20 protein-coding genes are annotated in these 26,409 nt (G+C 70.1%); 15 read left to right on the top strand and 5 right to left on the bottom strand.

What is annotated here, in order from left to right; all coding sequences use genetic code 11:
* The first annotated feature begins 38 nt into the window (after positions 1-38).
* From IM787_RS10975 to glgA, 10 genes are all read left to right on the top strand, one after another.
* On the top strand, positions 39-902 hold the full coding sequence (locus IM787_RS10975; protein WP_193676706.1) for a branched-chain amino acid ABC transporter permease: 864 nt from the start codon (positions 39-41) through the stop codon (positions 900-902).
* Positions 899-1,897 carry a branched-chain amino acid ABC transporter permease gene (locus IM787_RS10970; protein ID WP_193676705.1) on the top strand — a complete coding sequence of 333 codons (999 nt, stop codon included), beginning with the start codon at positions 899-901 and terminating at the stop codon, positions 1,895-1,897. Before IM787_RS10975 ends, IM787_RS10970 begins: the two co-directional genes overlap by 4 nt.
* A complete protein-coding gene (locus IM787_RS10965; protein ID WP_193676704.1) occupies positions 1,890-2,639 on the top strand; it encodes an ABC transporter ATP-binding protein in 750 nt (249 codons plus the stop codon). Before IM787_RS10970 ends, IM787_RS10965 begins: the two co-directional genes overlap by 8 nt.
* 84 nt (positions 2,640-2,723) lie before the next feature.
* Positions 2,724-3,437 carry an ABC transporter ATP-binding protein gene (locus tag IM787_RS10960; RefSeq protein ID WP_193676703.1) on the top strand — a complete coding sequence of 238 codons (714 nt, stop codon included), beginning with the start codon at positions 2,724-2,726 and terminating at the stop codon, positions 3,435-3,437.
* Between the two features lie 172 nt (positions 3,438-3,609).
* A complete protein-coding gene (gene glgB / locus IM787_RS10955; protein WP_193676702.1) occupies positions 3,610-5,559 on the top strand; it encodes a 1,4-alpha-glucan branching protein GlgB in 1,950 nt (649 codons plus the stop codon).
* Entirely contained in the window at positions 5,546-6,847 is a 1,302-nt protein-coding gene (gene glgC / locus IM787_RS10950; RefSeq protein WP_193676701.1) for a glucose-1-phosphate adenylyltransferase, read from the top strand. Before glgB ends, glgC begins: the two co-directional genes overlap by 14 nt.
* Positions 6,844-9,030, top strand: a complete 2,187-nt coding sequence (glgX, locus tag IM787_RS10945) for a glycogen debranching protein GlgX (RefSeq protein ID WP_193676700.1) — start codon at positions 6,844-6,846, stop codon at positions 9,028-9,030. Before glgC ends, glgX begins: the two co-directional genes overlap by 4 nt.
* Before the next feature lie 3 nt (positions 9,031-9,033).
* A complete protein-coding gene (treZ, locus tag IM787_RS10940) occupies positions 9,034-10,854 on the top strand; it encodes a malto-oligosyltrehalose trehalohydrolase (protein ID WP_193676699.1) in 1,821 nt (606 codons plus the stop codon).
* Positions 10,851-15,911 (top strand): malto-oligosyltrehalose synthase, encoded by a 5,061-nt coding sequence (locus IM787_RS10935; protein ID WP_193676698.1) that lies wholly within the window; start codon positions 10,851-10,853, stop codon positions 15,909-15,911. The genes treZ and IM787_RS10935 overlap by 4 nt, the downstream gene beginning before the upstream one ends.
* The gene (gene glgA, locus IM787_RS10930) at positions 15,908-17,404 is read left to right on the top strand and encodes a glycogen synthase GlgA (RefSeq protein ID WP_193676697.1); all 1,497 of its coding nucleotides are present in this window, start codon (positions 15,908-15,910) and stop codon (positions 17,402-17,404) included. The genes IM787_RS10935 and glgA overlap by 4 nt, the downstream gene beginning before the upstream one ends.
* Here the strand turns inward: glgA and IM787_RS10925 are convergent.
* Complete coding sequence (locus tag IM787_RS10925) at positions 17,382-17,849, bottom strand: DM13 domain-containing protein (RefSeq protein WP_193676696.1); 468 nt, start codon at positions 17,847-17,849, stop codon at positions 17,382-17,384. The two genes, glgA and IM787_RS10925, sit on opposite strands and share 23 nt — an antisense overlap.
* Entirely contained in the window at positions 17,846-18,772 is a 927-nt protein-coding gene (locus IM787_RS10920; protein ID WP_193676695.1) for a LysR substrate-binding domain-containing protein, read from the bottom strand. Before IM787_RS10920 ends, IM787_RS10925 begins: the two co-directional genes overlap by 4 nt.
* A gap of 103 nt (positions 18,773-18,875) precedes the next feature.
* Between IM787_RS10920 and IM787_RS10915 the strand changes: the two genes are divergently transcribed.
* A complete protein-coding gene (locus tag IM787_RS10915; protein ID WP_193676694.1) occupies positions 18,876-19,517 on the top strand; it encodes an FMN-dependent NADH-azoreductase in 642 nt (213 codons plus the stop codon).
* Positions 19,518-19,573: 56 nt separating this feature from the next.
* Here IM787_RS10915 and IM787_RS10910 read toward each other — a convergent pair whose 3' ends face one another.
* Together IM787_RS10910 and IM787_RS10905 are read right to left on the bottom strand one after the other, a co-directional pair.
* On the bottom strand, positions 19,574-20,140 hold the full coding sequence (locus IM787_RS10910; protein WP_290427333.1) for an NADPH-dependent FMN reductase: 567 nt from the start codon (positions 20,138-20,140) through the stop codon (positions 19,574-19,576).
* Positions 20,141-20,191: 51 nt separating this feature from the next.
* Positions 20,192-21,226, bottom strand: a complete 1,035-nt coding sequence (locus IM787_RS10905; RefSeq protein ID WP_193676692.1) for a sulfate ABC transporter substrate-binding protein — start codon at positions 21,224-21,226, stop codon at positions 20,192-20,194.
* Between the two features lie 117 nt (positions 21,227-21,343).
* On the opposite strand from IM787_RS10905, the gene IM787_RS10900 reads away from it, so the two are divergent.
* The gene (locus IM787_RS10900) at positions 21,344-21,616 is read left to right on the top strand and encodes an oxidative damage protection protein (RefSeq protein ID WP_193676691.1); all 273 of its coding nucleotides are present in this window, start codon (positions 21,344-21,346) and stop codon (positions 21,614-21,616) included.
* Position 21,617: 1 nt separating this feature from the next.
* Positions 21,618-23,297 carry an FAD-dependent 5-carboxymethylaminomethyl-2-thiouridine(34) oxidoreductase MnmC1 gene (gene mnmC1 / locus IM787_RS10895; protein WP_193676690.1) on the top strand — a complete coding sequence of 560 codons (1,680 nt, stop codon included), beginning with the start codon at positions 21,618-21,620 and terminating at the stop codon, positions 23,295-23,297.
* Here the strand turns inward: mnmC1 and IM787_RS10890 are convergent.
* Positions 23,294-24,010, bottom strand: coding sequence for a response regulator (locus tag IM787_RS10890; RefSeq protein ID WP_193676689.1), 717 nt, complete (start codon positions 24,008-24,010; stop codon positions 23,294-23,296). The two genes, mnmC1 and IM787_RS10890, sit on opposite strands and share 4 nt — an antisense overlap.
* 198 nt (positions 24,011-24,208) lie before the next feature.
* Between IM787_RS10890 and IM787_RS10885 the strand changes: the two genes are divergently transcribed.
* Together IM787_RS10885 and IM787_RS10880 are read left to right on the top strand one after the other, a co-directional pair.
* Positions 24,209-26,035, top strand: coding sequence for a nitrite/sulfite reductase (locus tag IM787_RS10885; RefSeq protein WP_193676688.1), 1,827 nt, complete (start codon positions 24,209-24,211; stop codon positions 26,033-26,035).
* Positions 26,032-26,409, top strand: coding sequence for a DUF934 domain-containing protein (locus IM787_RS10880; RefSeq protein WP_193676687.1), 378 nt, complete (start codon positions 26,032-26,034; stop codon positions 26,407-26,409). The genes IM787_RS10885 and IM787_RS10880 overlap by 4 nt, the downstream gene beginning before the upstream one ends.

The raw sequence follows: 26,409 nt of genomic DNA, 5'->3' as shown, positions 1-26,409 counted from the left end.
TTTTTGGCCTGGCACGCAGGCTGCTTGACTCCTCTCCGATGGATTTCGCCAACTTCCTGATCCAGCTCCTGAACAGCGTCCAGTACGGGCTGCTCCTGTTCATGCTGGCCGCGGGCCTGACGCTGATCTTCGGCATCATGGGCGTGGTCAACCTGGCGCACGGCTCCTTCTACATGCTGGGCGCCTACCTGGCCTGGTCGCTCTCGGCCAAGACCGGCAGCCTGGTGCTCGCCATCGTGCTGGGCACCCTCCTTTCCGTCGCGTTCGGCCTCGTGCTCGAGCGCGTTCTGTTCCGGCACTTCTACCACCGGGACCACCTCGACCAGGTGCTCCTGACCTTCGGCCTGATCTACATCTTCGAGGAGATGCGCTCCATCCTGTGGGGCGACGACGTGCACGGCGTGCAGGTGCCCCAGCTGCTCGCGGCGTCCATTCCGCTGACGGACAACCTGTCGTACCCCGTCTACCGCCTCTTCATCTCCGGCGTGTGCATCGCGCTGGCGCTCGGGCTGTACCTGCTGATCTCGAAGACGCGCCTGGGCATGAAGATCCGTGCCGGCGCCTTCAACCACCAGATGACCGAGGCGCTGGGCGTGAACGTCAAGTTGATCCACGCCGTCGTTTTCGCGCTGGGCGTCGGGCTGGCCAGCATCGCCGGCATGGTCGCCTCGCCCATCTCCAGCGTCTATCCGAACATGGGCTCGCAGGTGCTGATCATGTGCTTCGTGGTCGTGGTGATCGGCGGCATCGGGTCGGTGCGCGGCGCGCTGATCTCCGCGCTGCTGGTCGGGCTGGTCGACACCTTCGGCAAGGTGCTGCTGCCGCAGGTGGCCGGCATGCTCGTGTACATGCTGATGGCGGCCGTGCTCCTGTGGAAACCGGAAGGCCTGTTCAAGCAATGAGCGCCGCCAAAGCCAACCTCGAACGTTTGCCCCGCGGGCTCCAGATCGCGCTTGCCTTGGGCTTCGTGGCCCTGCTGGCCTTCCCGTTCTTCTCCACCGACTTCTACGCGCAGATGGTCGCGCGCATGATGATCCTGGCGATCTTCGCCATGAGCCTCGACCTGCTGCAGGGCGTGACCGGGCTCGTCTCGCTGGGGCACGCGGCCTATTTCGGCCTCGCCGGCTACGCCCTCGCCTTCCTCACGCCGGAGGCGGAGCCGGCCAGCCTGTGGTGGACGCTGCCCCTGGCGGTGGGGGCTTCGGGCCTGGCCGCGCTGATCATCGGCTTCTTCGTGGTCCGCACGCACGGCATCTACTTCATCATGGTCACCATGGCGTTCGCGCAGATGGTGTTCTTCCTGTTCTTCGACAACAAGGTGCTGGGCGGGTCGGACGGCCTGTACATCAACTTCAAGCCGAACGCGCACGTCTTCGACCTGGAGGACAAGCGCGTCTTCTACTACTTCACGCTGGCGGTGCTGGTGCTGGTGTACTTCTTCCTGCGCCGCCTGCTGTTCAGCCCGTTCGGCCGCACGCTGGCCGGCATCCGCGTCAACGAGCACCGCATGCGCGCGATGGGCTTCGGCACCTTCGGCTACAAGCTCGCCGCCTTCACGCTGGCCGGCGCGCTCGCCGGCCTGGCCGGCTACCTGTGGGGCGCGCAGACCGGCTTCATCAACCCGGAGCTGATGGGATTCCACATGAGCGCGCACGCGATCATGATGGTCATCCTCGGCGGCATGGGCAATTTCGCCGGCGCGATCGTCGGCGCCTTCGCGTTCGAATTCCTCCTGCACGAAGCCAAGGACCTGCCCACCCTCGGCAGCTTCAATGCCGGCAAGCACTGGCAGCTGTGGATGGGCCTGTTCATCGTGTTGATCGTGGCCTTCGCCCCGCGCGGCCTGCTGGGCGCGCTGGACCGCCTGCTGCGCCGCAAGGAGGCGCCGCATGACTGAGGCGCTGCTCTCCGCGCGCGCGCTCACCAAGCGCTTCGGCGGCCTGGCGGCCGTCAACGACGTGACGCTGGACCTCTGGCGCGAACGCATCCACGCCGTCATCGGCCCGAACGGCGCCGGCAAGTCCACGCTGACCAACCTGCTCTCCGGCGACCTCGTGCCGACGGCGGGCGAGGTGACGCTCGGCGGCCGCGACGTCACGGGCTGGAGCCCCGAGCGCATCTCGCGCGCCGGCCTGGGCCGCAGCTACCAGAAGACCAACATCTTCCTGCCGTTCACGGTGTGGGAGAACGTGCGGCTGGCCGCGCAGTCGCGCACGCCGCACGCGGCGGCCTGGCTGCGCCTGGCCGGCGGGGTGAAGGAAGCCAACGCACGGGCCGAGCGGGCGCTGGAGCTCGCCGGCCTGCAGGCCCGCCGCGACCACGTCGCCGGCGCCGCCAGCCACGGCGAGCAGCGGCAGTTGGAGATCGCCATGACGCTCGCCACCGATCCGGAGGTGCTGCTGCTCGACGAGCCGCTGGCCGGCATGGGTACGGCGGAAGCGGAACGCATGGTCGAACTGCTGCTGCGCCTGAAGAAGGACCACGCGATGATGCTCGTGGAGCACGACATGGACGCCGTCTTCGCGCTGGCGGACCACCTGACCGTGATGGTCAACGGGCAGGTGATCGCCAGCGGCACGCCGGCCCAGGTGCGGGCCGACGCGAACGTGCAATCGGCCTATCTCGGGGAAGACGCATGATGAGCCCCCACGCTTGTCACTTCGTGTACTGCGCTGCCCCCCGAGGGGGCGCGTCCCTCCTTGGGGCGGCCCGGCGGAGGTCCGATGGCTGACCGCATCCTCTCCGCCCGCGGCCTGCAGACGTACTACGGCGCGAGCCACATCCTGCGCGGCGTCGACTTCCACGTGGACCGGGGCGAAACCATCGGCCTGATGGGGCGCAACGGCATGGGCAAGAGCACCCTGCTCAAGACGCTCATGGGGATCGTCCGGCCCCGCGCGGGAACGGTCGAGGTGAAAGGCCGCGACATGGTGGGGCGGCCGGCCTACGAGGTCGCGCAGCTCGGGATCGCCTACGTTCCCGAAGGCCGCGGCATCTTCGGCAACCTGAGCGTGCGCGAGAACCTCGTCATGGCTGCTCGCGCCGGCACGGACGGCCGCCGCGACTGGACCTACGAGCGCGTGCTCGACACCTTCCCCCGCCTGAAGGAGCGCCTGAACCATGGCGGGCAGCAGCTGTCGGGCGGCGAGCAGCAGATGCTCACGATCGGCCGCGCCCTGATGACCAATCCGGACGTGCTCATCCTCGACGAGGCCACGGAAGGGCTCGCGCCTCTGATCGCGCGCGAAATCTGGCGCATCTGCGGCGTGATCCGCGACAGCGGCATCTCCAGCGTCATCGTCGACAAGGCGTGGAAGCACGTGACGCAGGTGACCGACCGCAACGTGATCCTGGTCAAGGGCGAAGTGGTGTTCCAGGGCAGCTCGGCCGAGCTGCAGTCGCGGCCCGAACTGCTCGACCAATACCTCGGCGTGTAGCACCAACTCGGCGTCTGACGGGACGCCACGCCACGTCAGCCACCCCCGGACGGTCCGCTGACCGCCCGCGTCCTGTGCGACTGTAGGTTCCGACCTACGCGACGTGCTCTGCGCTTCCTTCAAGGCGCGAGCGCCCGCGCTTCCAGAATGGCCGTTCACCAAAACGAAGGCCATGAAGCCCCATTTGCCCGAAGAGGAGCGGAACCCCCAGTTGCCCGCGCGCGCCCAGCCGCCGCTGCAGCGCCGGGCCAGCCACCACCATCGCCAGTTCGAGGTGATGGGGGCACACCCGGACGGGAATGGAACCGCCTTCACGGTGTGGGCACCGAACGCGCGCAACGTCGGCGTGATCGGCAGCTTCAACCAGTGGAACTGCCAGCCGCTGCATCGCCTGGACGACGGCAGCGGCCGCTGGGGCGGATTCATCGCGGGCGCACGCCCGGGCCAGTGCTACAAGTACCGCATCCAGGACATGCACGGCCACTGGATGGACAAGGCGGACCCCTACGCGTTCCGCATGGAGCACCCGCCGGGCACCGCCTCGCAGATCTGGGATCTCTCGCACGAGTGGGGCGACCAGGAGTGGATGCGTACCCGCTGGCAGCGGCAGGCGCACGACCAGCCGATGTCGATCTACGAGGTGCACCTCGGCTCGTGGCAGCGCGAGGAGGACGGCCGGTTCCTGAACTACCGCGACATCGCACAGCGCCTCGCCACGCATTGCCAGAACCTCGGGTTCACGCACGTGGAACTGATGCCCATCGCGGAACATCCCTTCTACGGCTCCTGGGGCTACCAGCTCACCGGCTACTTCGCGCCGACGTCGCGCTACGGCACGCCGCAGGACCTGATGGTGTTCGTCGACACGCTGCACCAGCGCGGCATCGGCGTCATCCTGGACTGGGTGCCTTCGCACTTCCCGTCGGACCCGCACGCGCTCGCGCGCTTCGACGGCACCGCGCTGTACGAGCACGAGGACCCCCGCCTGGGCTTCCACCCCGAGTGGAACAGCCTGATCTTCAACTACGGGCGCTACGAGGTCCGCGACTTCCTGATCAGCAACGCCCTCTTCTGGCTGGAGAAGTACCACTTCGACGGGCTGCGGGTGGATGCCGTCGCGTCGATGCTGTACCTCGACTACGGCCGCCGGCACGGTGAATGGATCCCCAACGCGCATGGCGGCAACCAGAACCACGACGCGGTGCGCTTCCTGCAGGACCTGAACACCACGGTCTACGCGCAGTTCCCGGACGTGCACATGATCGCCGAGGAATCCACCGCCTGGCCCGCGGTGTCCCGCCCGGTGCACCACGGCGGCCTCGGCTTCGGCATGAAGTGGAACATGGGCTGGATGAACGACACGCTGCGCTACGTGTCGCGGCCGCACATCTTCCGCCACTGGCACGGCGACGACATCCGCTTCTCCGCCGTCTATGCCTTCGACGAGAACTTCATCCTGCCGCTCTCGCACGACGAAGTGGTGTACGGCAAGGGCAGCCTGCTCGGGCGCCAGCCGGGCGACGAGTGGCAGCGCTTCGCCGGCCTGCGCAACCTGTTCGGCCTGATGTGGGGCCATCCGGGCAAGAAGCTGCTGTTCATGGGTGGCGAGTTCGGGCAGCTGGCCGAATGGCACCACGAAGGCACGCTGCACTGGCACCTGTGGGCACGGCCCTACCACGCGGGCATCGCGCGCTGGGTGTCGGATCTCAATGCGGCTTACCGTCGGCTGCCGGCGCTGCACGTCCACGACTTCGACGGACAGGGTTTCAGCTGGCTGCCCTGCGAGCGGCACGAACCGACGGTCCTCACCTTCCTGCGCCGCGCCGGCCCGGCCGATGCGCAGGTGGTCGTCATCTGCAACCTCACGCCGGAACCGCGCCATGCCCTCAAGGTGGCGATGCCCGCGCCCGGCACCTGGCATGAAGTCCTCAACAGCGACGCGGCGGTCTACGGCGGCAGCGGCGTCGGCAACCTGGGGCGGGTGCAGGCCACGCCCCACGGGCTCGGCGGCTGGCCCGCCAGCGCCGTCGTCACCGTTCCGCCCCTGGGGACCGTGATCCTCTGCAACGAAACCATTCAAACGATTGCCCCCAACCAGGGAGAAGCTCATGCCCGCCAATAGAAAAGTCCTGGCCTTCGTGATGGCCGGCGGCGAAGGATCGCGCCTGCACCCGCTGACGGCCAACCGGTGCAAGCCGGCGGTGCCCTTCAACGGCAAGCACCGGATCGTGGACTTCGTGCTGTCCAACCTCGTCAACTCGGAGATCTATTCGATCTACCTGCTGGTGCAGTACAAGTCGCAGTCGCTGATCGAGCACGTGCGGCAATCCTGGACCATGGCCCGCTTCATCCCGCAGCACTTCATCACGGTGGTGCCGCCGCAGATGCGGCACGGCCCGGCGTGGTTCCAGGGCACTGCCGACGCGGTCTACCAGAACATCCACCTGATCGAAAGCATGCAGCCGGACATCGTGGCCGTGTTCGGGGCGGACCACATCTACCGCATGGACGTGCGGCAGATGATCGACTTCCACGTGCAGAGCAAGGCGCACGCGAGCGTGGCCACCATCCCGGTGGAACTGCGCGACTGCGACCAGTTCGGCATCGTCGACGTCGACAGCAACCACCGCATCGTGGACTTCAAGGAGAAGCCGAAGTCCGCCAAGCCGATGCCGGGCAGCCGCACGCACGCGCTCGCGTCGATGGGCAACTACATCTTCAACGCCGACGTGCTGCTGCAGCAGCTCAAGCGCATGCACGAAAGCGGCGAGACCGACTTCGGCAAGCACATCCTGCCGTCGATGGTGAAGAGCCACAAGCTGGTGGCCTATGATTTCGCCACCAACGAGATCCCGGGCACGGAGCCCTACGAGGAGCACGCCTACTGGCGCGACGTCGGCACGATCGACGCGTACTACCAGGCGCACTTCGACACGCTCGGCGCCCAGCCCAAGTTCCGCATGACCAACCGCCAGTGGCCGATCTACGCCAGCCCCGACCAGGCCGAGTCCGCCCAGATCGAGAACGGGGTGATCAACCGCTCCGTCGTCGGCTCGGGCAGCATCGTCGACGGCGCCGAACTGGACCACGCCATGCTGCGCCGGTCCGTGCTGGTGGAGCGCGGCGCCCGCCTGGAACACTGCATCGTGATGGAACGCTCGCGCATCGGCCGCGGCGCGCAGGTCCGCCGCGCCATCATCGACCAGGACAACGACATCCCGCCGGACGAGCGGATCGGCTTCGACCTGGAGCAGGACCGCAAGCGCTTCTCGGTCACCCCCTCGGGCATCGTCGTCGTGCCGGCCGGCGCCTTCCCGGCGCGCAAGGCCGCGCGTTCGCCCTACCTGGCCTCCATGGACGTCGGGTCCATGCTGGGCGAGGCCGCGCCACGCATGGAGGTGCTTGCATGACGGCGCAAGCCGTCGACGACACTCCCGCGCATCGCACCAGCAGCCCGCCGGCGGAACCTGGGCCGGCTCCGGCCCCCTCCGTGTACGGCAGGCCCTGGCCGCTGGGCGCCACCCTGCAGGAGGGCGGCGTCAACTTCGCGGTCTTCGCCAGCGCCGCCGAGCGCGTGGAGATCTGCCTGTTCGACGACAGCGGCAACCTCGAGGTGCGCCGCATCGTCCTCCCCGCCCGCACCGACGACATCTGGCACGGCTTCGTCGCCGGCGTGGGCGCCGGCACGCGCTACGGCGTGCGCGTGCACGGCCCGTACGAGCCGCAGCAGGGCTGGCGCTGCAACCCGTACAAGGTCCTGCTCGACCCGTACGCGCGCCTGCTGGACCGCCCGCTGCACGGCGCGCCCTGGCAGTACGGCTACCCGCTGGGGCAGGACAAGCGCGACCTGCACATGGACACCCGCGACAACGCACGGGAATGCGCCAAGTGCGTGGTGGTGGATGGCCGCTTCGACTGGGGCGACGACCGGCACCCGGAGACGCCGATGGAAGACAGCGTCTTCTACGAGGTGCACGTGCGCGGGTTCACGAAGCAGATGCCCGAGGTGCCGGAGCACCAGCGCGGCACCTTCGCCGGCCTGGGCAGCGAAGCCGCGATCGCCCACCTGAAGAAGCTGGGCGTCACCGCCGTCGAACTGCTGCCGGTGCAGGCCTTCAACGACGAGCGGCGCCTGCGCGACCTGGGCCTGTCGAACTACTGGGGCTACAACACCATCGGGTTCTTCGCACCGGAGCCGCGCTACCTCTCCCGTCCGGACGACCTCAACGAGTTCCGCCGCATGGTGCGGGCCCTGCACGCCGCCGGCATCGAAGTGATCCTCGACGTGGTCTACAACCACAGCTGCGAGGGCAACCACCTCGGCCCGACCCTGTGCTTCAAGGGCATCGACAACCGCAGCTACTACCGCCTGACGGAGGACCACCGCCACTACCTGGACTTCACCGGCACCGGCAACACCTTGAACGCCAGCCATCCGGCGATGCTGCGCGTGGTGATGGACAGCCTGCGCTACTGGGTGGAGGAGATGCACGTCGACGGCTTCCGCTTCGACCTCACGCCGGCGATCGCGCGCAACGCGCATGGCGCCTTCGACCATCGCAGCCCCTTCCTCTCCGCCGTCGCGCAGGACCCTGTGCTGCGCCGCGTGAAGCTGATCGCCGAGCCCTGGGACCTGGGCGACCACGGCTACCAGGTCGGCGGCTTCCCGCAGGGCTGGAGCGAATGGAACGGCCAGTACCGCGACCGCGTGCGCGACTACTGGCGCGGCATCGAGGGCACGCTGGGCGACTTCGCCGCCGCGCTTTGCGGCTCCTCCGACATCTACGGTCCGTCCCGACGGGGGCCACGAGCCAGCGTCAACATCGTGACGGTGCACGACGGCTTCACGCTCAACGACCTCGTGAGCTACAACGACAAGCACAACGAGGCCAATGCGGAAGACAACCGCGACGGGGAAAGCCACAACCGCAGCTGGAACTGCGGCGCCGAGGGTCCGACGGACGATCCCGAGATCCTGGCCTTCCGCGAGCGGCAGAAGCGCAACTTCCTCACCACGCTGTTCGCCTCGCGCGGCGTGCCGCTGCTGCTGGGCGGCGACGAGATGAGCCGCACGCAGGGCGGCAACAACAACGCCTATTGCCAGGACAACCCGGTCAGCTGGTTCGACTGGAGCGACGCGCGCCGGCAGGACCCGCTGCTCGATTTCACCGCCGCCATGATCCGGCTGCGCGCCGAGCTGCCGGTTCTGCGGCACAACACCTGGCTGACCGGCAAGCCCGACGAGGAGAGCCGCCGCGACATCGTGTGGTACAGCGTCTGGGGCCTGGAGATGACGTCCGAGGAATGGGCCAACCCCGCGGTGCGCTGCGTCGGCGCGGTGCTCGATGCCCGCTTCGCGCCCGCGCCCCCGGCGGCGTCGGGCCAGTCGGTGATGCTGGTGTTCAACGCCACCGGCGAGGACGTGACCTTCACGCTCCCGGTGGTGGCCGGGCACGTGGGCGAATGGGCCCTGCGCATCTCCACGGCCGAAGGCCATTTCGAAGAGGCGGACGCGCGCCGCTATGCGCCGCCCGCCAAGCTCGAACTCGTATCGCATTCGATGGCGCTGCTGACGCAGGCGCCGCAGGAGTGAGCCTTGCGCTGCCACCATGAGATGCCCTTCGGCGCCCGCCTGCAGGACGGCGGTGGCGCGCTGTTCCGCCTGTGGGCGCCCGCGGCGCGGCAGGTCGAACTGGCGCTGGAAACCGGCGCGGGCCCGGAACTGCACGCCGCCCGCAGCGAGGCGAAGGGCTGGTGGGAATGCCGCGTCCCGCAGGCCGCGGCGGGCACGCTGTACCGCTGGCGCATCGACGGCGGCCTGCTCGTGCCCGACCCCGCCTCGCGCTACAACCCCGAAGGGCCACACGGCCCGAGCTGCCTGGTGGACCCGGGGCAGTTCGAATGGGATGCCGACTGGCGCGGCCGTCCCTGGCACGAGACGGTGCTCTACGAGCTGCACGTGGGCACCTTCACGCCCGAAGGCACCTACGCGGCGGCCGCCGGCCGGCTGCAGGCGCTGGTCGACATCGGCGTGACGGCGGTCGAACTGATGCCGGTGGCGAACTTCGCCGGCCGCTTCGGATGGGGCTACGACGGCGTGCTGCCCTATGCGCCGCACGACGCCTACGGTCCGCCCGACGAACTCAAGGCCTTCATCCAGCAGGCGCACCGGCTCGGCCTCATGGTGTTCCTGGACGTGGTCTACAACCACTTCGGCCCCGACGGCAACTACCTCCACGCCTACGCACCGGCCTTCTTCTCGCAGACCAAGAAGAGTCCCTGGGGCGCGGCGATCAACTTCGACGGCCCCGACAGCGACACGGTGCGCGAATTCTTCATCCAGAACGCCGTCTACTGGGTGCAGGAGTACCGTTTCGACGGGCTGCGGCTGGATGCCGTGCACGCCATCAGCGACGACAGCGACCGGCACGTGCTGCGCGAGCTGTCCGAGCGCGTGCGCACGGCGACGGCGGGGCGGCACGTGCACCTGGTGCTGGAGAACGAGGACAACGGCCACGAGCACCTCGCATCCACGCCGATGCATGGCTCCTATGACGGGCAATGGAACGACGACTTCCACCACGTCGTGCACGTCGCCCTGACCGGCGAGACGCAGCGCTACTACCACGACTACGGCGCCGGCACGATGGACCTGCTGGCGCGCTGCCTCACGCACGGGATGGTGTTCGAAGGCTCGAAACGCCGGGAAGGCGGCGCCCGCGAAGTGGTCGCGCCCGCGCCGCCGCAGCCACTGTCGGCGCTCGTGAACTTCGCGCACAACCACGACCAGGTGGGCAACCGGGCGCGCGGCGAACGGCTGACGGCGCTGGTGCCCGGGCAGGCTGCCGCCCTGCCCACCCTGCTGGCCCTGCTCACGCCGGCCATCCCGATGCTGTTCTTCGGCGAGGAGTGGGGCGCGCCCGAGCCCTTCCTGTACTTCGCGGACTGGGAGGGCGAGCTGCGCGACGCCGTCCGCGCCGGCCGCAAGCGCGAGTTCGGCCACGTGGCGGCGGACGACCTGCCGGACCCGTGCAGCAGCGAAACCTTCGAACGCAGCCGGCCGGACGTCGGCCACGCACGCAGCGACGCAGGACGCGCGCGGCTGGAGCTGGTGCGCACGGCCCTGGCCGCGCGCCGCCGCTGGATCACGCCGCGCCAGGCCCAACTGCTCACGGGCAAGCATTCCGCCCAACGCATCGGCGAGCGTGGGCTCTCGGTGCAGTGGCGCTACGAAGACGGCCGGCTCCTGTCGCTGGAACTGAACCTCGGCGATGCTCCCCTGCAGGTCGAGCCGCAGCATCTCGGCCCCGTCGAGGCGGAGCTCGTGTACAGCCATCGCTGGCCCGCCGACACCCCGCGCGGCACCTGGCCGGCGTATGCGGCGCGCTGGACGTTCGGCGAGGAGATCACGCTATGAATGCCGTGACGGACGACCCGGGCCTCCCGCTCGCCGAGCGCGCCCGCCGCCTGGGCGTCGCGGACCGCTACCACGGCTTCTGGGGCAAGGAAGAGTTGGTGCCGGACGCCGTGCTGGAGCGCGCCGTCGCCGCCATGACGGGCGACGGCCGCACGCCGGCGCAGCAGTATCTCGGCCTGCCCTACGTGCACGTGATGCGCGAAGGCGATGCGCCGGTCCTGCGCTGGACCAGCCACGACGACAGGCCGGCGCGCTGGCAGCTCAGGGCCGAAGGCCAGGCCGGCGAGACCGCGGCCGGCGAGCTGCAGCGCAGCTACCAGCAGGCGACGATCGCGCTGCCGGACGGACTCGCGCCCGGCTACTACCGCCTCGTCCTCGAAGGCGCGCCCGCGGCGGAGCACTGCCGCCTGGCCGTCACGCCGCGCCACTGCCATGTCGCTCCGCAGCTGCAGAAAGGCGAGCGATGGTGGGGCTGCACGATCCAGCTGTACGCACTGCGTTCCTCGCGCAACTGGGGCATCGGCGACTTCGGCGACCTGCGCCGCCTGTGCGATGCCGCCGCGCACCAGGGCGCGTCGTTCATCGGGCTCAGCCCGCTGCACGCCCTGTTCCCGCACGCGCCGGCGATGGCCAGCCCGTACAGCCCTTCCAGCCGCAAGGCACTGAACCCGATCTACCTGGACGTGCAGTCGCTCGTCGACCTCAGCGCCTGCGAGGAAGCCAGCCAGCGCGTCCAGTCGGAGGCCTTCCAGGACCGGCTGGAGGCGCTGCGCGAAGCGGAAATGGTCGACTACGAGGGCGTGGCCCGCGCCAAGGACGAAGTGCTGCGCCTGCTCTGGGCGCACTTCGAGAAGCATGAACTGGACAAGGACCGCTCGCGCGGCGCCCACTTCCTGGCGTTCATGCGGGAGCACGAACACACGCTCGGCCGGCATGCGCTCTTCGAGGCGCTGCAGGAACACCTGCACGCACGGGACGCCGGCGTCTGGGGCTGGCCGGCGTGGCCGGATGAATTCCGGGACCCGGACGGTCCCGCGGTGCGCCGGTTCAGCGAGGATCACGGGTCCGCGGTGCGCTACCGCTTCTGGCTGCAATGGCTGGCCGAGGTGCAGCTGGAATCCTGCCAGCGCTACGCGCGCACGCGCGGCATGGGCATCGGTCTGTACTGCGACCTGGCCGTGGGCGTCAACGGCGGCGGCGCCGAGACCTGGGTCGAACACGGCATGTATGCCCTGGGCATGCACGCCGGCGCCCCGCCGGACCCGCTGGCGCCCGGCGGGCAGGACTGGGGCCTGCCGCCCTGGAGCCCGCAGCGCCTGCGCGAGGCACGCTACCAGCCCTTCATCGACACGCTGCGCGCCAACATGCGCCATTGCGGCGCCCTGCGGCTGGATCACGTCATGGCGCTGATGCGCCTGTTCTGGACCGGGCCGGACGGCGGCACCTACGTCGACTACCCGCTGGAGGACCTGATGGGCGTGCTGGCGCTGGAAAGCCAGCGGCACCAGTGCATGGTGATCGGCGAGGACCTGGGGAACGTGGCACCCCGCATGCGCGAAGCGATGCGGGACGGCAACCTGCTCTCGTACAAGCCGCTGCTGTTCGAGCGCGAGGAGGACGGCAACTTCCGCCGGCCGGCGCAATGGCAACCCAAGGCGCTGGCGGTGGTCAGCACGCACGACCTGCCGACGCTGCGCGGCTTCTGGCTGGGCGAGGACATCGAGCTGTCCGCGAAGCTCTCCCTCTATCCCGACGAAGCCTCGCACGAAGCGCAGGTCCTCGGCCGCGCGCAGGACCGTGCACGGCTGCTGATGGCGCTGCAACGCGAGGAACTGCTGCCCGAGGGGGTGACGGTGCAGCCCACGTCCCTGCCCGACGCGAGCCGGGCGTTCGTGGATGCGGTCTATGCCTACCTCGCCCGCACGCCGTGCTGGCTGGTGGGCGTGCAGCTGGAGGACGTGACGGGCCAACTGCTGCAGGTGAACGTTCCCGGCACGACCGAGGACCGCTTCCCGAACTGGCGGCGCAAGCTGTCGGTCACCGTCGAAGGGCTCGCCAGCGATGCACGCTGGGCGTCGCTCGCGGCGGTGCTCCGTTCCGAGCGCAGCGGCCCGCAGGCGCTCGAGACCGCGCCGCTCGAACTGCCTTCGCTCGACACCGCGAGCGTGCCCTGCGGAACCTACCGCGTGCAGTTCCACAAGGGCTGCACCTTCGAGCACGTCACGCAGGCCATTCCGTACCTGCGCGCGCTCGGCGTGAGCCATCTCTACAGCTCGCCCTACCTGCGCGCGCGCCCGGGCAGCACGCACGGCTACGACATCGTCGACCACGGCGAGCTGAACCCGGAAGTCGGCGACGAGCAGGCTCTTGCCCGGATGTGCCAGGCGCTGCGGCGCAACGGCATGGGGCAGATCCTCGACATCGTCCCCAACCACATGGGCGTGCTCGAGGCCGACAACGCCTGGTGGCTGGACGTGCTGGAGCACGGGCGCGCCTCCAGCCATGCGGAGACCTTCGACATCGAGTGGCAGCCTGCGCAACCCGAGATGGCGGGGCGCGTGCTGCTGCCCGTGCTCGGCGACCACTTCGGCAAGGTGCTGGAAGCCGGCGAGATCCAGCTGCACTTCGACGACGAGAGCGGCGAATTCGGGCTGCGCTACTGGGACCACCGCTTCCCGATCGATCCCAGCAGCTACCCGGACATCTTCGCGGCCCTGCCGGCGCCTCCGGCACGCGACGACAGCGAGGGTGACAGCCATGCGGTGGTCGGCGCCCTCCTCGATTCGCTCGGTCGCCTGCCTTCCCGCAACGACGCCGATCCGGAGGCGCGCCGGGCGCGCGTGCGCGACGCGGCCGTGTTCAAGCGGCAGCTCGCGCGGCTGGCGCGCCGGCACGAATGGCTCTCGCGCTGGATCGCCGCTTGCGTGCAACGGCTCAACGGCCAGGCCGGCGAGCCGGCCAGCTTCGATGCCCTCGAGCAGCTGATCGCCGCGCAGGCCTACCGGCTGGCCGACTGGCGCGTGGCCAGCGACGACGTCAACTACCGGCGCTTCTTCGACGTGAACACCCTGGCGGCCCTGCGGATGGAACGGCGCGAGGTCTTCGAAGCCACGCACCGCAAGGTCCTGCACTGGCTGCAGGACGGCATGCTGACCGGCCTGCGCATCGACCATCCCGATGGCCTGAGCGATCCGCAGGCCTACTTCGAGCGGCTGCAGGCCCGCTATGCCGCGATGGCCGAGGTCGGCGGCCACCATCCCCGCGCGCTGTACCTGGTGGTGGAGAAGATCCAGGCCGAACACGAGGCCTTGCCCGAGGAATGGCCGGTGCACGGCGACACGGGCTACCGCTTCGGCAGCCTCGTCAACGGGCTCTTCGTCGAGCCGCGCAACGAGGATGCGCTGCTCGGCGCCTACCAGGCCTTCACCGACGAGGACACCGACTTCGACGAGATCCTCTACGCCTGCAAGAAGCTGATCATCGAGACCTCCCTGTACTCGGAGCTGAACTGGCTGGCGCATGCGCTGTACCGACTGACGCGCGGTAACCGGCGCCGCTGCGACTTCACGCGCAACCGCTTGCGCGCCGCATTGGCCGAGGTCGCCGCGGCCTTCCCCGTCTACCGCACGTACCTGCGCACCACGGAGCCGGCCACGGCCATGGACCGGCGCCACATCGACTGGGCGATCGCGGCGGCCGAGCGGCGCCTGGGCAAGTCCGAGGCCACGGTGCTGGAGCACCTGCGCGAGGTGCTGCTGGGCGAAGGCGAGGCCGCGAACCTGCCGGCTGAAGGACGCGAGCGCTTCCTGGCGCGCTGGCAGCAGTTCACCGCGCCGGTGACGGCCAAGGCGATGGAGGACACGGCGTTCTACCGCTACATCCCGCTGCTGTCGCTCAACGAAGTGGGAGGCGAACCGCGCAGCTTCGGCGTCTCCGTCGCGGCTTTCCACTTCGCCAACGCGACGCGGCAGCGCCACCGTCCGCACTGCCTGCTCGGCACCTCCACGCACGACAGCAAGCGCGGCGAGGACCTGCGCGCCCGCATCAACGTGCTGTCGGAGATGCCCGCCCAGTGGGAGGACTGCGTGCTCCGGCTCTCGGGCTGGGCGCAGCTGTACGTGACGCGCATGCCCGACGCCACCTGGCCCAGCCAGAACGACATCTGGCTGCTGTTCCAGACGCTGGTGGGCATGTGGCCCGCGCACCCGCCGACCGAGGCCGAACGCGAGGACCTGCGCCAGCGCGTGCAGGCCTACATGCGCAAGGCGATCCGCGAAGCCAAGCTGAACACGAGCTGGGTCTGCCCCGCCTCCGAGTACGAGGACGCCGTCGAACGCTACGTCGACGGCGTGCTGCGCTCGGGCCCGAGCCCGTTCGCCGACGAGCTGCAGAAGTTCACCGCCCGCATCGCGCCCTTCGGCTTCCGCAACAGCCTCGCGCAACTGGCGCTGAAGTTCACCGCGCCCGGGGTGCCGGACCTGTACCAGGGCTGCGAGCACTGGAACTTCAGCCTGGTCGACCCGGACAACCGGCGGCCGGTCGACTACGGTGCGCTGGCGCAGAGCCTCGAAAGTGTCGAAGCCCTGTACCGGCAGGGCTGGCCGCTGGCGGACCACTGGCGGACGCTGGAGCGCAACGCCGCCGACGGGCGCATCAAGCAGTTGGCCACCTGGCGGCTGCTGCGGCTGCGCCGCGAGCGGCACGTGCTGTTCCGCAACGCGGGCTACCTGCCGCTGTCCGTCGAAGGTCCGGCCGCGGAGCACGCCGTCGCCTTTGCCCGCGTCCACGAACGCGAGGCGGTGCTGGTCGTCGTCGCGCGCCTCGCGTACACCCTGTGCGACGGCGAGGAAGAGAACTGGACGCCGCGGCTCTGGGCCGGCACGCAGCTCGAGGCGGCGGGGCTGCGGCGCTTTCGCCGCTGGCGCCACTGGATGACCGGCGAGGAGGTCGCGCTCGCCGGCGAGGAAGACGCCATGATGGATCTCCAGGCCCTGTTCGGCGGTGCGGGCAGCCTGCCGTTCGCCGTGCTGGTGGCCGACGCGGAGGGCGAGCGATGAACATCCTGTTCGCCACGCCGGAATGCGCCCCCTACGTCAAGACGGGTGGGCTGGGCGATGTCAGCGGGGCACTCCCTGCGACGCTCGCTTCGCTCGGGCACGACGTCAAGCTGCTGCTGCCCGCGTACAAGGACATGCAGGTCAGCGGCGAAGTCGGCGAGAGCGTGGACCTCGCGCCCTACGGCCAGTGGCCCGCGGCGCAGCTGCTGCCGGTGAAGCTCGCCTCGGGCGTGACGCTGCTGCTGCTGGCGTGCCCCGCGCTGTACCAGCGCAACGGCGGCCCCTACGTGGACGCATCCGGGAGCGACTACGCCGACAACGCGATGCGCTTCGGCATGCTGTCGCGCGTGGCGGCCCTGCTCGGCACCGTGCACTCGCCGCTGCCCGGATGGACCGCCGACGTCGTCCATGCGAACGACTGGCCCTGCGGGCTGGCGCCGCTGTACCTCGCGCAATCGCGCATGCTGGCGCCACAGGAGCGCACGGCGACGAGCGTGGTCACCATCCACAACCTGGCCTTCCAGGGCGTGTTCCCCATGGAGACGGCCGACCTGCTCGGTGTCGCGCCGATGTGGCGCGGCATCGACGGCGTGGAGTTCTGGGGCCAGCTGTCCATGCTGAAGGCGGGCCTGCAGTTTGCCGACGCGATCACCACGGTGAGCCCCACGTACGCCCGCGAGATCCAGACGCAAGCGCATGGCGTCGGCTTCGACGGCATCCTGCGCGCGCGCTCGGCCCGGCTGCACGGCATCCTGAACGGCATCGACACGCACGTGTGGAACCCGCAGACCGATCCGCTGCTGCCCTTCCACTTCGGGCCAGGCCGCCTGGAGGGCAAGGCCTCCTGCAAGGCGGCACTGCAGGGCCGCGTGGGCCTGCCGGTGTGGTCCGACGCGATGGTCCTGTCCATGGTGAGCCGGCTCACGCCGCAGAAGGGCGTGGACCTGGTGCTGGCCGCCCTGCCCCGCATCGTCGAGTCCGGCGCGCAACTGGTGGTGCTGGGCAACGGCGAGCCGGCGCTGCAGGACGCCCTGCGCGCGGCCGCGCGGCAGCATCCGCAACAGGTGGCAGTGACCCTCGGCTTCGACGAAGGTCTCGCGCACCTCATCGAGGCCGGCGCCGACGCCTTCCTGATGCCTTCGCGCTTCGAACCGTGCGGCCTGAACCAGATGTACAGCCAGGCGTACGGCACTCCGCCGATCGTGGGGCCGGTGGGCGGGCTGCTCGATTCGGTGACGGATGCCTCGGCCGACCCGGCCCACGGCACGGGCTTCGTCATGAAGGCCTGCGACGCCGCGGCGTTGCACGACGCCCTGGCGCGCGCGCAGGGCGCGTTCCGCGACCCGAAGCGCTGGCGGCGCATCCAGGCCAACGGCATGTCGCGCAACTTCGGCTGGGAAGACAGCGCGCACCAGTACCTGGAGGTCTACCAGCGCGCGGCGCTCCAGCGCGGCGCGCTGCCTGCCGCCGTCAGCGGTATTTCGCCGCCGTGATGAAGCGCGAGAAGCCCTCGCACCACACGACCACCGTGTCGTAGTCTTCCAGCCGCGTGTCCGCCGGCAGCGGCACGAGGAAGTTCTCGAAGGTCCGGATGTCGCCGACCGCCAGGGCCTGCGGCCTGGCGCGCACGAAGCCCTCCTCGGTGTCGACGAACCCGCGCACGAGGTACAGGCGGTAGGCCGGCCCGGGCGCTAGGCGGCCCTGCAGCGTCACCGCGCGCGGCCCCACGCTCACGTCGCCTTCGCCCCAGTGCAGCAGGTCGCTGCCGGGGAGCTCGCGGCGGAAGCGCGCGCGGTAGCTCGCGGACAGCATGGCCGCCTGAACCTCCGACGTGGCCGGGGACGGCGGGGCCGCCAGGATCGGCAGCAGGTACACGCCGGACGCGAAGCCGGCGCCGAACACGGCCACCCAGGACAGCAACACCAGCAGGACCTTCACGGCACCCCCACGATGCGTTCGCCGGCCACGTGCGAAGACAGGAAATCGATGAAGCGGCGGACGGCGGGGACCATACCACGGCGCGACGGAAAGACCGCCAGCACCATGGCCTCCTGCGGCGGCCAGCCGGGCAGCACGGGCACCAGTTCGCCGCTGCGCAGCGCCTCGCCGCACATGTAGTCGGGCAGCAGGCCCATGCCCGTGCCCTGGAGCACGGCGAACTTCAGCGTCAGCATGTCGTCCGCGGTGTAGACCGGCCGGTGCACCAGCTCGAAGGCCTCGCCGCCGGGGCCCCGCAGGCGCCAGGTCGCCCGCCCGTCGCCGGCGGACATGGCCACGGAGGGGAGGTGCCGCAGGTCAGCGGGGCCGGCGGGCTGGCCGAAGCGCTGCAGCAACTGCGGGCTGGCGACGAGCAGGGTCTGCGTGATGCCCAGGTTCTTCACGACCAGGCTGCCGCTGTCGTCGAGGCTGGTGCGCACCCGCAGGGCGACATCCACGCCCTCCTGCACGAGGTCGACCACGCGGTTGCTGACCTGCATCTCCACCCGCACCTGCGGGTGCGCCGCCAGGAACCGGGGCAGCAGCGGCCCGATCGCGGTCTGCGCCAGCGTCACGGGGCACGTCACGCGCACGGTGCCGCGCGGCTCGGTGCGCACCTGCGCCACGGCTTCGTCCGCGGCTTCGGCCTGCTCCCGCATCGCCACGCAGTGCCGGTGGTAGATCTCGCCGGCCTGGGTGAGCGAAAGCTTGCGCGTGGTGCGCTGGAGCAGGCGCACGCCCAGGCGCGCCTCCAGGTCCGAGACCCGCCGGGAGAGGCGCGATTTCGGGATGCTCAAGGCCCGGCCGGCGGCGGCGAACCCGCCCCGGTCGACCACCTCGGCGAAGTACAGCATGTCGTTGAGATCGCGCGTCGACTGTTCCATAGGTAGAACAATCTATCCCGAAATTGCCGGCTTATCAATGCAGCGACCCATCCTCACAATCAATGCATGGGCGCGATCGTGCCCGCCACGACAGGAGAAGACCTTGAAACTGCTGCACATCGATTCCAGCCCGCTGGGCGCCCAATCCGCCTCGCGCGAACTGACCCGCCGCATCGTCGCCGAGTGGCAGGCCGCCCATGGCGCCACCGTGGTCCAGTACCTGGACCTGGCCGTGGACGCACCGAGCCACCTGGACCAGGATTCGCTCGGGTTCCGGCTGGGGCCGGACGCCGCGGACCTGACCGACGCGCAACGCCGCGAGAACATCGTTTCGGAACGGCTGGTGCGCCAGTTCCTCGAAGCCGACGTCGTGGTGGTCGGTGCCCCGATGTACAACTTCTCGGTCCCGAGCCAGCTCAAGGCGTGGATCGACCGCATCGCGCAAGCCGGACGCACGTTCCGCTACACCGACAAGGGACCGGAAGGCCTGGCCGGGGGCAAGACCGTCATCGTCGCCTCCAGCCGTGGCGGCGCGTATCCGGACGGGTCGGCCATGGAGCACCAGGAAAGCTACCTGAAGGCGGTGTTCGGCTTCTTCGGCATCACGGACCTGCGCTTCGTGCGCGCCGAAGGCCTGGCGATGGGGGACGCCGCGCGCGCGGCCGCGATGGAGCAGGCGGCCTTCGCCATCCAGGCCCAACTCGCGCCGGCGGCGAACGAAGGCCAGGCCGCGCTGCGCGCCTGAGTCCGGCGGCACGGCCGCACTCCGCAAGAGCCCGCCTTCGCGCGGGCTCTTGCGCGTCAGCGGTTCGCCACCCGGTCGGCGTGGTGCTTCACCCAGTCGGCGAAGCGCTCCATGAACTTCTGCAGGAACTGCTGCGTGTCGTCGGGGCCGATGCCGTCGGCGGTGAAGAAGCCGGGCTTGTCCTGCAGGAACACCTCGGGCTGCCCCAGCGTCGGCATGTCCAGGTAGGCGAGGATGGTCCGCAGGTGCTGCTGGGCCGCCGCGGTGCCGATGGTGCCGACCGAAATGCCGGCGACGGCCGCGGGCTTGCCGCTCCAGACGCTCTGGCCGTAGGGGCGCGATCCGTGGTCGATCGCGTTCTTCAGGACGCCTGGCACCGAGCGGTTGTACTCGGGCGTCACGAACAGCACGCCTTGCGCCGCGGCGATCTCCGTCTTCATGCGGCGCACCGGCTCGGCCGGGTGGCCGTCGTCGTCCTGGTCGTAGGGCGGCAGGTCGTCGATGCGCACGGGCACCAGCTCCAGCGACTGCGGCGCGAGCTTCGCCAGCGCCGCGGCCAGTTGGCGGTTGAGGGATTCGCGGCGCAGGCTGCCGACGAGGACGGCGATGCGATAGGTCATCAGGGCTCCTTGCGTGAGGTCGCCCCATTCTTCGCGCCCGCGCGCCGGGCGCTGTCAGCGGCTGCCCAATTTCCGCGTGTAGATCTGGTCGAACGAGCCGCCGTCGGCGAAGTGCACCCTGGTCGCCTGGTCCCAGCCGCCGAACGCCTGGTCGATGGTGAACAGGTCCAGCTTCGGGAACTGCTTCGCGTACTTGGCCTGCGCCTTCTGCGACACCGCCGGGCGGTAGAAGTGCTTGCCGGCGATGTCCTGGCCTTCCTCGGAGTACAGGTACTTGAGGTACTCCTCGGCCACCGCGCGCGTGCCCTTCTTGTCCACCACCTTGTCGACCACCGCGACGGCGGGTTCGGCCAGGATGCTGACGGACGGCGCGATCACGTCGAACTTCGCGCCGAACTCCTTCTCCAGCAGGTAGGCCTCGTTCTCCCACGCGATGAGCACGTCGCCCTGGTTGCGCTGGGCGAAGGTGATCGTCGATCCGCGCGCCCCCGTGTCCAGCACCGGCACGTTGCCGTACAGGCTGGCGACGAAGTCGCGCGCCTTGGCGTCGCCGCCGTACTTGCGCTTGGCGAACTCCCACGCGGCCAGGTAGTTCCAGCGCGCGCCGCCGGAGGTCTTCGGGTTCGGCGTGATGACGCTCACGCCCGGCTTGACCAGGTCGTCCCAGTCCCTGATGCCCTTCGGGTTGCCGGCGCGCACGACCAGCACGATGGTCGACGTGTACGGGGAAGAGTTGTGCGGCAGGCGCTTCTGCCAGTCCGGCCGGACCCAGCCGCCGTTCCTGACCAGCGCATCGGTGTCGCCGGCGAGCGCCAGCGTCGCGACGTCCGCATCGAGGCCGTCGATGATCGAGCGCGCCTGCTTGCCGGAACCGCCGTGCGACTGCTTCACCGTGATGTCCTGCCCCGTCTTCGCCTTCCAGTGCTTCGCGAACGCCTGGTTGAACTCGACGTACAGCTCGCGCGTGGGGTCGTAGGAGACGTTCAGCAGCTGCACGGACTGCGCCAGCGTCGGCAGGCCGGTGAGCCCCAGGCCGCCGGCGGCGGCGAGCACCAGGGGAATCTTGATAAAGTCGCGGCGAAGGCTCATGGAAAGCGTCCTTGTTGTGTGTGGGCGCATTCTGGGAGCCCGCCCGCGCAACGGGAACGACAGACTTTTCAGTTGCATATCCGCATAAGCACAAGCTTTCCCTTCCAGGAGGCGTGAATGGCACGCACCGTCCACTGCATCAAGCTCGGCCGCGACGCCGAAGGCCTCGACTTCCCCCCTTATCCCGGCGAGCTGGGCAAGCGCATCTACGAGAACGTCAGCAAGGAAGCCTGGCAAGGCTGGATCAAGCACCAGACCATGCTGGTGAACGAGAACCGGCTGAACCTGGCCGACCAGCGTGCGCGCGAGTACCTCAAGCGCCAGATGGAGAACCACTTCTTCGGCGGCGGCGCGGATGCCGCCGCCGGTTACGTGCCGCCCTCGCAATGAGATGAGCGCCGGCGCCACTGCGGCCGGCGACGAGGCGCCCCCGCACGCCTGGCAGGGCCAGGCGCAATGGCGCGTCCTGCAGGTCGGATGGGACGGCGGCGCCGCTTTCCTGCGCCTGTGGCAGCGCTGGCGTGCCGATCCGCACCGTCCGCGGCTCCTGCATGGCGTCGCGATCGCCGGATCGCCGGAGGAGGCGGCGCAGCTGTTGCAGCCGCAGGACGGCGAGGCCGGCGCCCTCGCCGGTGCGCTCGCGGCGCAGTGGGACGGCCTCGCCCCCGGCTTCCACCGCTTCTCGCTCGAGGACGGCAAGGTCGTCCTGACGCTGTGCGTGGGCGAGGTGTCCTCCACGCTGCGCGAACTGGCGTTCCGGGCCGACGCGGTGGTGGTGGCCCGGCCGCAGGCATTCACCGCCGATGCCGCGATGGCCAAGGCGGTCACGCGGCTGTGCCGGCGGGACGCGATGCTCACGGCGCCGCAGGGCTGGAAGCCGCACCTCGCCGCGTGCGGTTGGCAGGCCGAAGGCGAAGGTCCCGACCTGTCCGCACGCTACGCGCCGGACTGGGACGTCAAGGGCCTGCAGCCGGAGACCGTCGTGCATCCCTCCCGCGCCACCGTCATCGGCGCCGGCCTTGCCGGTGCGGCGGTGGCAGCGAGCCTCGCCCGGCGCGGCTGGTCGGTGCTGGTGGTCGATGCGGCGGCAGCGCCGGCCATGGGCGCCTCGCAGCTTCCGGTGGGATTGCTGGCGCCCCACCAGACCCCGGACGACAACCCGCTGTCGCGCCTGTCCCGCGCCGGCGTGCGCATCACCTTGCAGGAAGCGACCCGGCGACTGGCCGCGGGCCTCGAATGGGGCGCCACGGGTGTCCTCGAATGGCGCGGGGACGACCCGCGGCCACCGCCCCCGATCGAAGGCCTGGAGCCCTGGACGCGCGGCGCGACCGAGACGCAGAAGCGCCTGGCCGGCTGGGCGCCCTCGCAACCCGCGTGGTGGCACGGGAACGCCGCCTGGATCGAGCCGGCGGCGCTGGTGCGCTCCTGGTTGCGCGATCCGGGGATCCGCTTCGAAGGCAGCTGGCAGGTGCATCAGGTGCGGCGGGAGGGCCCGCACTGGCACGTGGACGCGGCGGACGGCCGCGCGGCCGTGTCGTCACTGGTCGTGGTGGCGGCCGCCCTGGGCAGCGCCGCGTTGGTCCCGGCCGGGTTGCAGCTGCAGGCGGTCCGCGGGCAGGTCACGTGGGCGCCGCGCCCGGAGAACGCCGCCGCGTTGCCGCCCTTCCCCGTCAACGGCAACGGCCACTTCCTGCCGGACGTTCCGCTGGTGGAGCGCGGCGCCTGGATCACGGGGTCCACGTACGGGCGCGGTGAAACGGAAGCCGACGTGCGCGGCGCGGACGACACCGCGAACCTGGACCGTGCGCGGACCTTGCTGCCCGGGGCCGGCGCCCTCCTGGCCGGCAGCAGGACGACGGCCTGGAGCGGCGTGCGATGCGCCTCCTCGGACCGGCGGCCCCTGGTCGGCGAACGCGCCCCCGGTATGTGGGTCAGCACGGCGATGGGATCCCGCGGGCTCACCTTCGCCGCGTTGTGCGGGGAACTGCTGGCCGCGCGGCTGCACGGCGAACCCTTGCCGCTCCCGCTGCGCCTCGCCCAGGCGCTGGACGCCGCCCGGCAGGGGCGCTAGATCCGCGCCAGCCAGCCGTCCAGCCGGGCGAGTTCCCCGGCCCGTTCGCGCAGGGCCTCCGCGCCGGCGAGCCACGCGCGCGCGCGTTCGGCCAGGGACAGGCCGCTCTGGGTCATGGCCACATGGCGGATCGGGTGCTGCCCCTGGCGCAACTGGCGCAGCAGCGCCCATGCGTCCATGTCCTGCAGGCCGCAGTCGACCAGCGCCAGGTCGTATTGCTTGCCGCGGGTGAGTTCCATCGCCGCGGCGCCGCTCGCCGCGTCGTCGGCCAGCGTGAGCTTCGCCAGCGACAGCCGCGCCCGCAGGTACAGGCGCCGCTCGCGGTTGGCACTGACGATCAGGGCCTGCTTGTCGGACATCAGGGATTCCGGGCCGATCGGCAGGTCCAGGTCGGGTACCGGGGCGAACAGCGCGTCGAGGTTCTCGACCACCTCCGGCCACGGGATCGGGCGCTGGAAGGTCCGCAGCACAGAGGCCGGCGGGTTGGGCCCGACCCAGAAGCGCTGCATGTCGCCAGGCATCGGCGACGCGGCCTCCAGCCAGGCCTCGCCGCTGCCCGCGTCCAGCAGGGCCACGCGGGCCGGTTCCGGCGCCTCGGGCGTCCAGAGCTGGTACATGGTCAGGCACTGCTCGGAGAGCCGGAACACCGTGTTGAGCGCGTGCCGTTCCTCGTCGGTGAACCCGACCACCTTGATGAAGATCCTCTGTGCCATGGCTTCGTTGTGATTGTGGTGGCTCGGCAGCCCGGTCCCGTCTTATCCGCGTGCGCCGGAAGATGGGCCGGAAAGCCGCTTCCGTCCTGGTGCATTAGCTTATCCGCATAAGAGCTGAATAAAAAAATAGTTTGGATCCATAAGGGAGACTCCTAGAGTCACGGGTCCGGCCCCCCAGGGGCCGCCACCCTTGCCTCCATGTACCAATACACAGAATTCGACCGGCAGTTCGTGCGCGCGCGCGCGGCGCAGTACCGCGACCAGCTCGAGCGCTGGCAGGCCGGCAAGCTGAGCGACGACGAGTTCCGGCCGCTGCGCCTGCAGAACGGCTGGTACGTGCAGCGCTATGCGCCCATGCTGCGCATCGCCGTCCCCTACGGCGACATCTCCAGCCTGCAGCTGCGGGCCCTGGCGAAGATCGCCCGCGAGTACGACCAGCCGGACGCGGCCCTTCTGCAGGACGCGCAGGACAAGCAGCTGGCGCTGGGCGAAGTGCCGGTGCCGGGCGGCACGCCGGTCGTCACACGCCTGAAGCATGGCTACGGCCACTTCACCACCCGCACCAACGTGCAGTTCAACTGGATCCCGCTGGACAAGAGCGCCGAGGTCATGGAGCTGCTGGCCAGCGTCGACATGCACGGCATCCAGACCAGCGGCAACACCATCCGCAACATCACCACGGACGAACTGGCGGGCATCGGCATTGACGAGATCGCCGACCCGCGGCCGTTCGCCGAGATCCTGCGCCAGTGGAGCACGCTGCACCCCGAGTTCGCCTTCCTGCCCCGCAAGTTCAAGGTGGCGCTCAACGGCACGAAGGAAGACCGCGCCGCGCTCGGCTGGTACGACATCGGACTGCAGCTGGTACGCAATGACGCCGGCGAACTGGGCTTCAAGGTCCTGGTCGGCGGCGGCATGGGCCGCACCCCGATCATCGGCACCGTGGTGCGCGAGTTCCTGCCCTGGCCGCACCTGCTGAACTACGTCGAGGCCTGCATCCGCGTCTACAACGAGTACGGCCGCCGCGACAACCTGTGGAAGGCGCGGATCAAGATCCTCGTGAAGGCCGAAGGCCAGCGCTACATCGACAAGGTGGAAGAGGAGTTCCGCGCCATCGTCGAACACGACGGCGGCCCGCACACGCTGACGCAGGCCGAATACGACCGCGTCGCCGCCTCCTTCGTCACGCCGGAGGTCCGGCCGGTGGTGCGCAAGGGCGCCGACGCGCAGCTGCACGAGATCGTGCGCGCCGACGCCGAGGCCGACCCGCTGTACGACCGCTGGCTGCAGCGCAACGTCATCGCCCACCGCATCCCGCAGCTGCGCGCGGTGACGCTGTCGTTCAAGCGCCTGGGCTACGCCCCCGGCGACGCGACCGCTGAACAGATGGAACTCGCCGCCGACCTGGCCGACCGCTTCTCCGCCGGCGAGGCGCGCGTGACGCACGAGCAGAACCTGCTGCTGCCTTGGGTCCACCAGGACGACCTGCCCGAACTCTGGGCGGCCGCCCGCAAGGCGGGCCTGGCCAAGCCGAACATCGGCCTGCTCACCGACATGATCGCCTGCCCCGGCGGCGACTTCTGCTCGCTGGCCAACGCGCGCTCGCTGCCCATCGCCGAAGCCATCACGCAGCGCTTCCAGGACCTGGACGAGGAGTTCGACCTGGGCGACATCCGACTGAACATCTCGGGCTGCATCAACTCCTGCGGCCACCACCACGCCGGCCACATCGGCATCCTCGGCGTCGACAAGGACGGCAAGGAGTGGTACCAGGTGACGCTGGGCGGCTCGGACGGCACCGACCTGTCCGGCCCCGCCACGCCCGGCAAGGTGGTCGGGCCCTCGTTCTCCGCCGCCGAAGTGCCGGTGGTGATCGAGGCCGTGCTGGACACGTACCGCCGCGAGCGCGCCAATGCCGCCGGCGGCAAGGCCGAACCCTTCATCGAGACGCTTCGCCGCGTCGGCATCGAACCCTTCAAGGCCGCCGCCAACGGCGCGCGCTTCGCCGCCCGGGAGACCGCATGATCACGATCATCCCCGCCGGCCAGGCGCAGCCGGAAGAAAACGTCAACGTCCTGGTGCTGGCGAACGACGCCGACGCGCTGGAGGTTTCGCTGGATGGCGTCGACCGCGTGGAGCTCCAGTTCCCGAAGTTCACCGACGGCCGCGCCTTCACCCAGGCACGCCTGCTGCGCCAGCGCCGCGGCTTCGCCGGCGACATCCGCGCCACCGGCGACGTGCTGATCGACCAGCTGGTGCAGATGTACCGCACCGGCTTTTCCAGCGCGGTGCTGAAGGAAGGCAAGGACCCGGCCGACGCCGAACGCCAGTTCGCCCGCTACCGCGCCTTCTACCAGGGCGACGCCGTCGTCCCGCAACCGCTGTTCGCACGGGGCTGA

Origin of the sequence: Ramlibacter pallidus (assembly GCF_015070875.1) — a bacterium.
GTDB lineage: Bacteria > Pseudomonadota > Gammaproteobacteria > Burkholderiales > Burkholderiaceae_C > Ramlibacter > Ramlibacter pallidus.
The sequence above is the reverse complement of the archived record's forward strand: the minus strand, read 5'-3'. Positions and strand labels throughout refer to the sequence as shown.

Coding starts and splice junctions, on each gene's coding strand:
- glgB (WP_193676702.1), top strand. CDS start 3,610: ATGAAGCCCCATTTGCCCGAAGAGGAGCGGAACCCCCAGTTGCCCGCG.
- mnmC1 (WP_193676690.1), top strand. CDS start 21,618: ATGAGCGCCGGCGCCACTGCGGCCGGCGACGAGGCGCCCCCGCACGCC.
- glgA (WP_193676697.1), top strand. CDS start 15,908: ATGAACATCCTGTTCGCCACGCCGGAATGCGCCCCCTACGTCAAGACG.
- IM787_RS10960 (WP_193676703.1), top strand. CDS start 2,724: ATGGCTGACCGCATCCTCTCCGCCCGCGGCCTGCAGACGTACTACGGC.
- IM787_RS10970 (WP_193676705.1), top strand. CDS start 899: ATGAGCGCCGCCAAAGCCAACCTCGAACGTTTGCCCCGCGGGCTCCAG.
- glgX (WP_193676700.1), top strand. CDS start 6,844: ATGACGGCGCAAGCCGTCGACGACACTCCCGCGCATCGCACCAGCAGC.
- IM787_RS10965 (WP_193676704.1), top strand. CDS start 1,890: ATGACTGAGGCGCTGCTCTCCGCGCGCGCGCTCACCAAGCGCTTCGGC.
- IM787_RS10900 (WP_193676691.1), top strand. CDS start 21,344: ATGGCACGCACCGTCCACTGCATCAAGCTCGGCCGCGACGCCGAAGGC.
- IM787_RS10890 (WP_193676689.1), bottom strand. CDS start 24,010: ATGGCACAGAGGATCTTCATCAAGGTGGTCGGGTTCACCGACGAGGAA.
- IM787_RS10880 (WP_193676687.1), top strand. CDS start 26,032: ATGATCACGATCATCCCCGCCGGCCAGGCGCAGCCGGAAGAAAACGTC.
- IM787_RS10905 (WP_193676692.1), bottom strand. CDS start 21,226: ATGAGCCTTCGCCGCGACTTTATCAAGATTCCCCTGGTGCTCGCCGCC.
- IM787_RS10885 (WP_193676688.1), top strand. CDS start 24,209: ATGTACCAATACACAGAATTCGACCGGCAGTTCGTGCGCGCGCGCGCG.
- IM787_RS10975 (WP_193676706.1), top strand. CDS start 39: ATGGATTTCGCCAACTTCCTGATCCAGCTCCTGAACAGCGTCCAGTAC.
- glgC (WP_193676701.1), top strand. CDS start 5,546: ATGCCCGCCAATAGAAAAGTCCTGGCCTTCGTGATGGCCGGCGGCGAA.
- IM787_RS10935 (WP_193676698.1), top strand. CDS start 10,851: ATGAATGCCGTGACGGACGACCCGGGCCTCCCGCTCGCCGAGCGCGCC.
- IM787_RS10920 (WP_193676695.1), bottom strand. CDS start 18,772: ATGGAACAGTCGACGCGCGATCTCAACGACATGCTGTACTTCGCCGAG.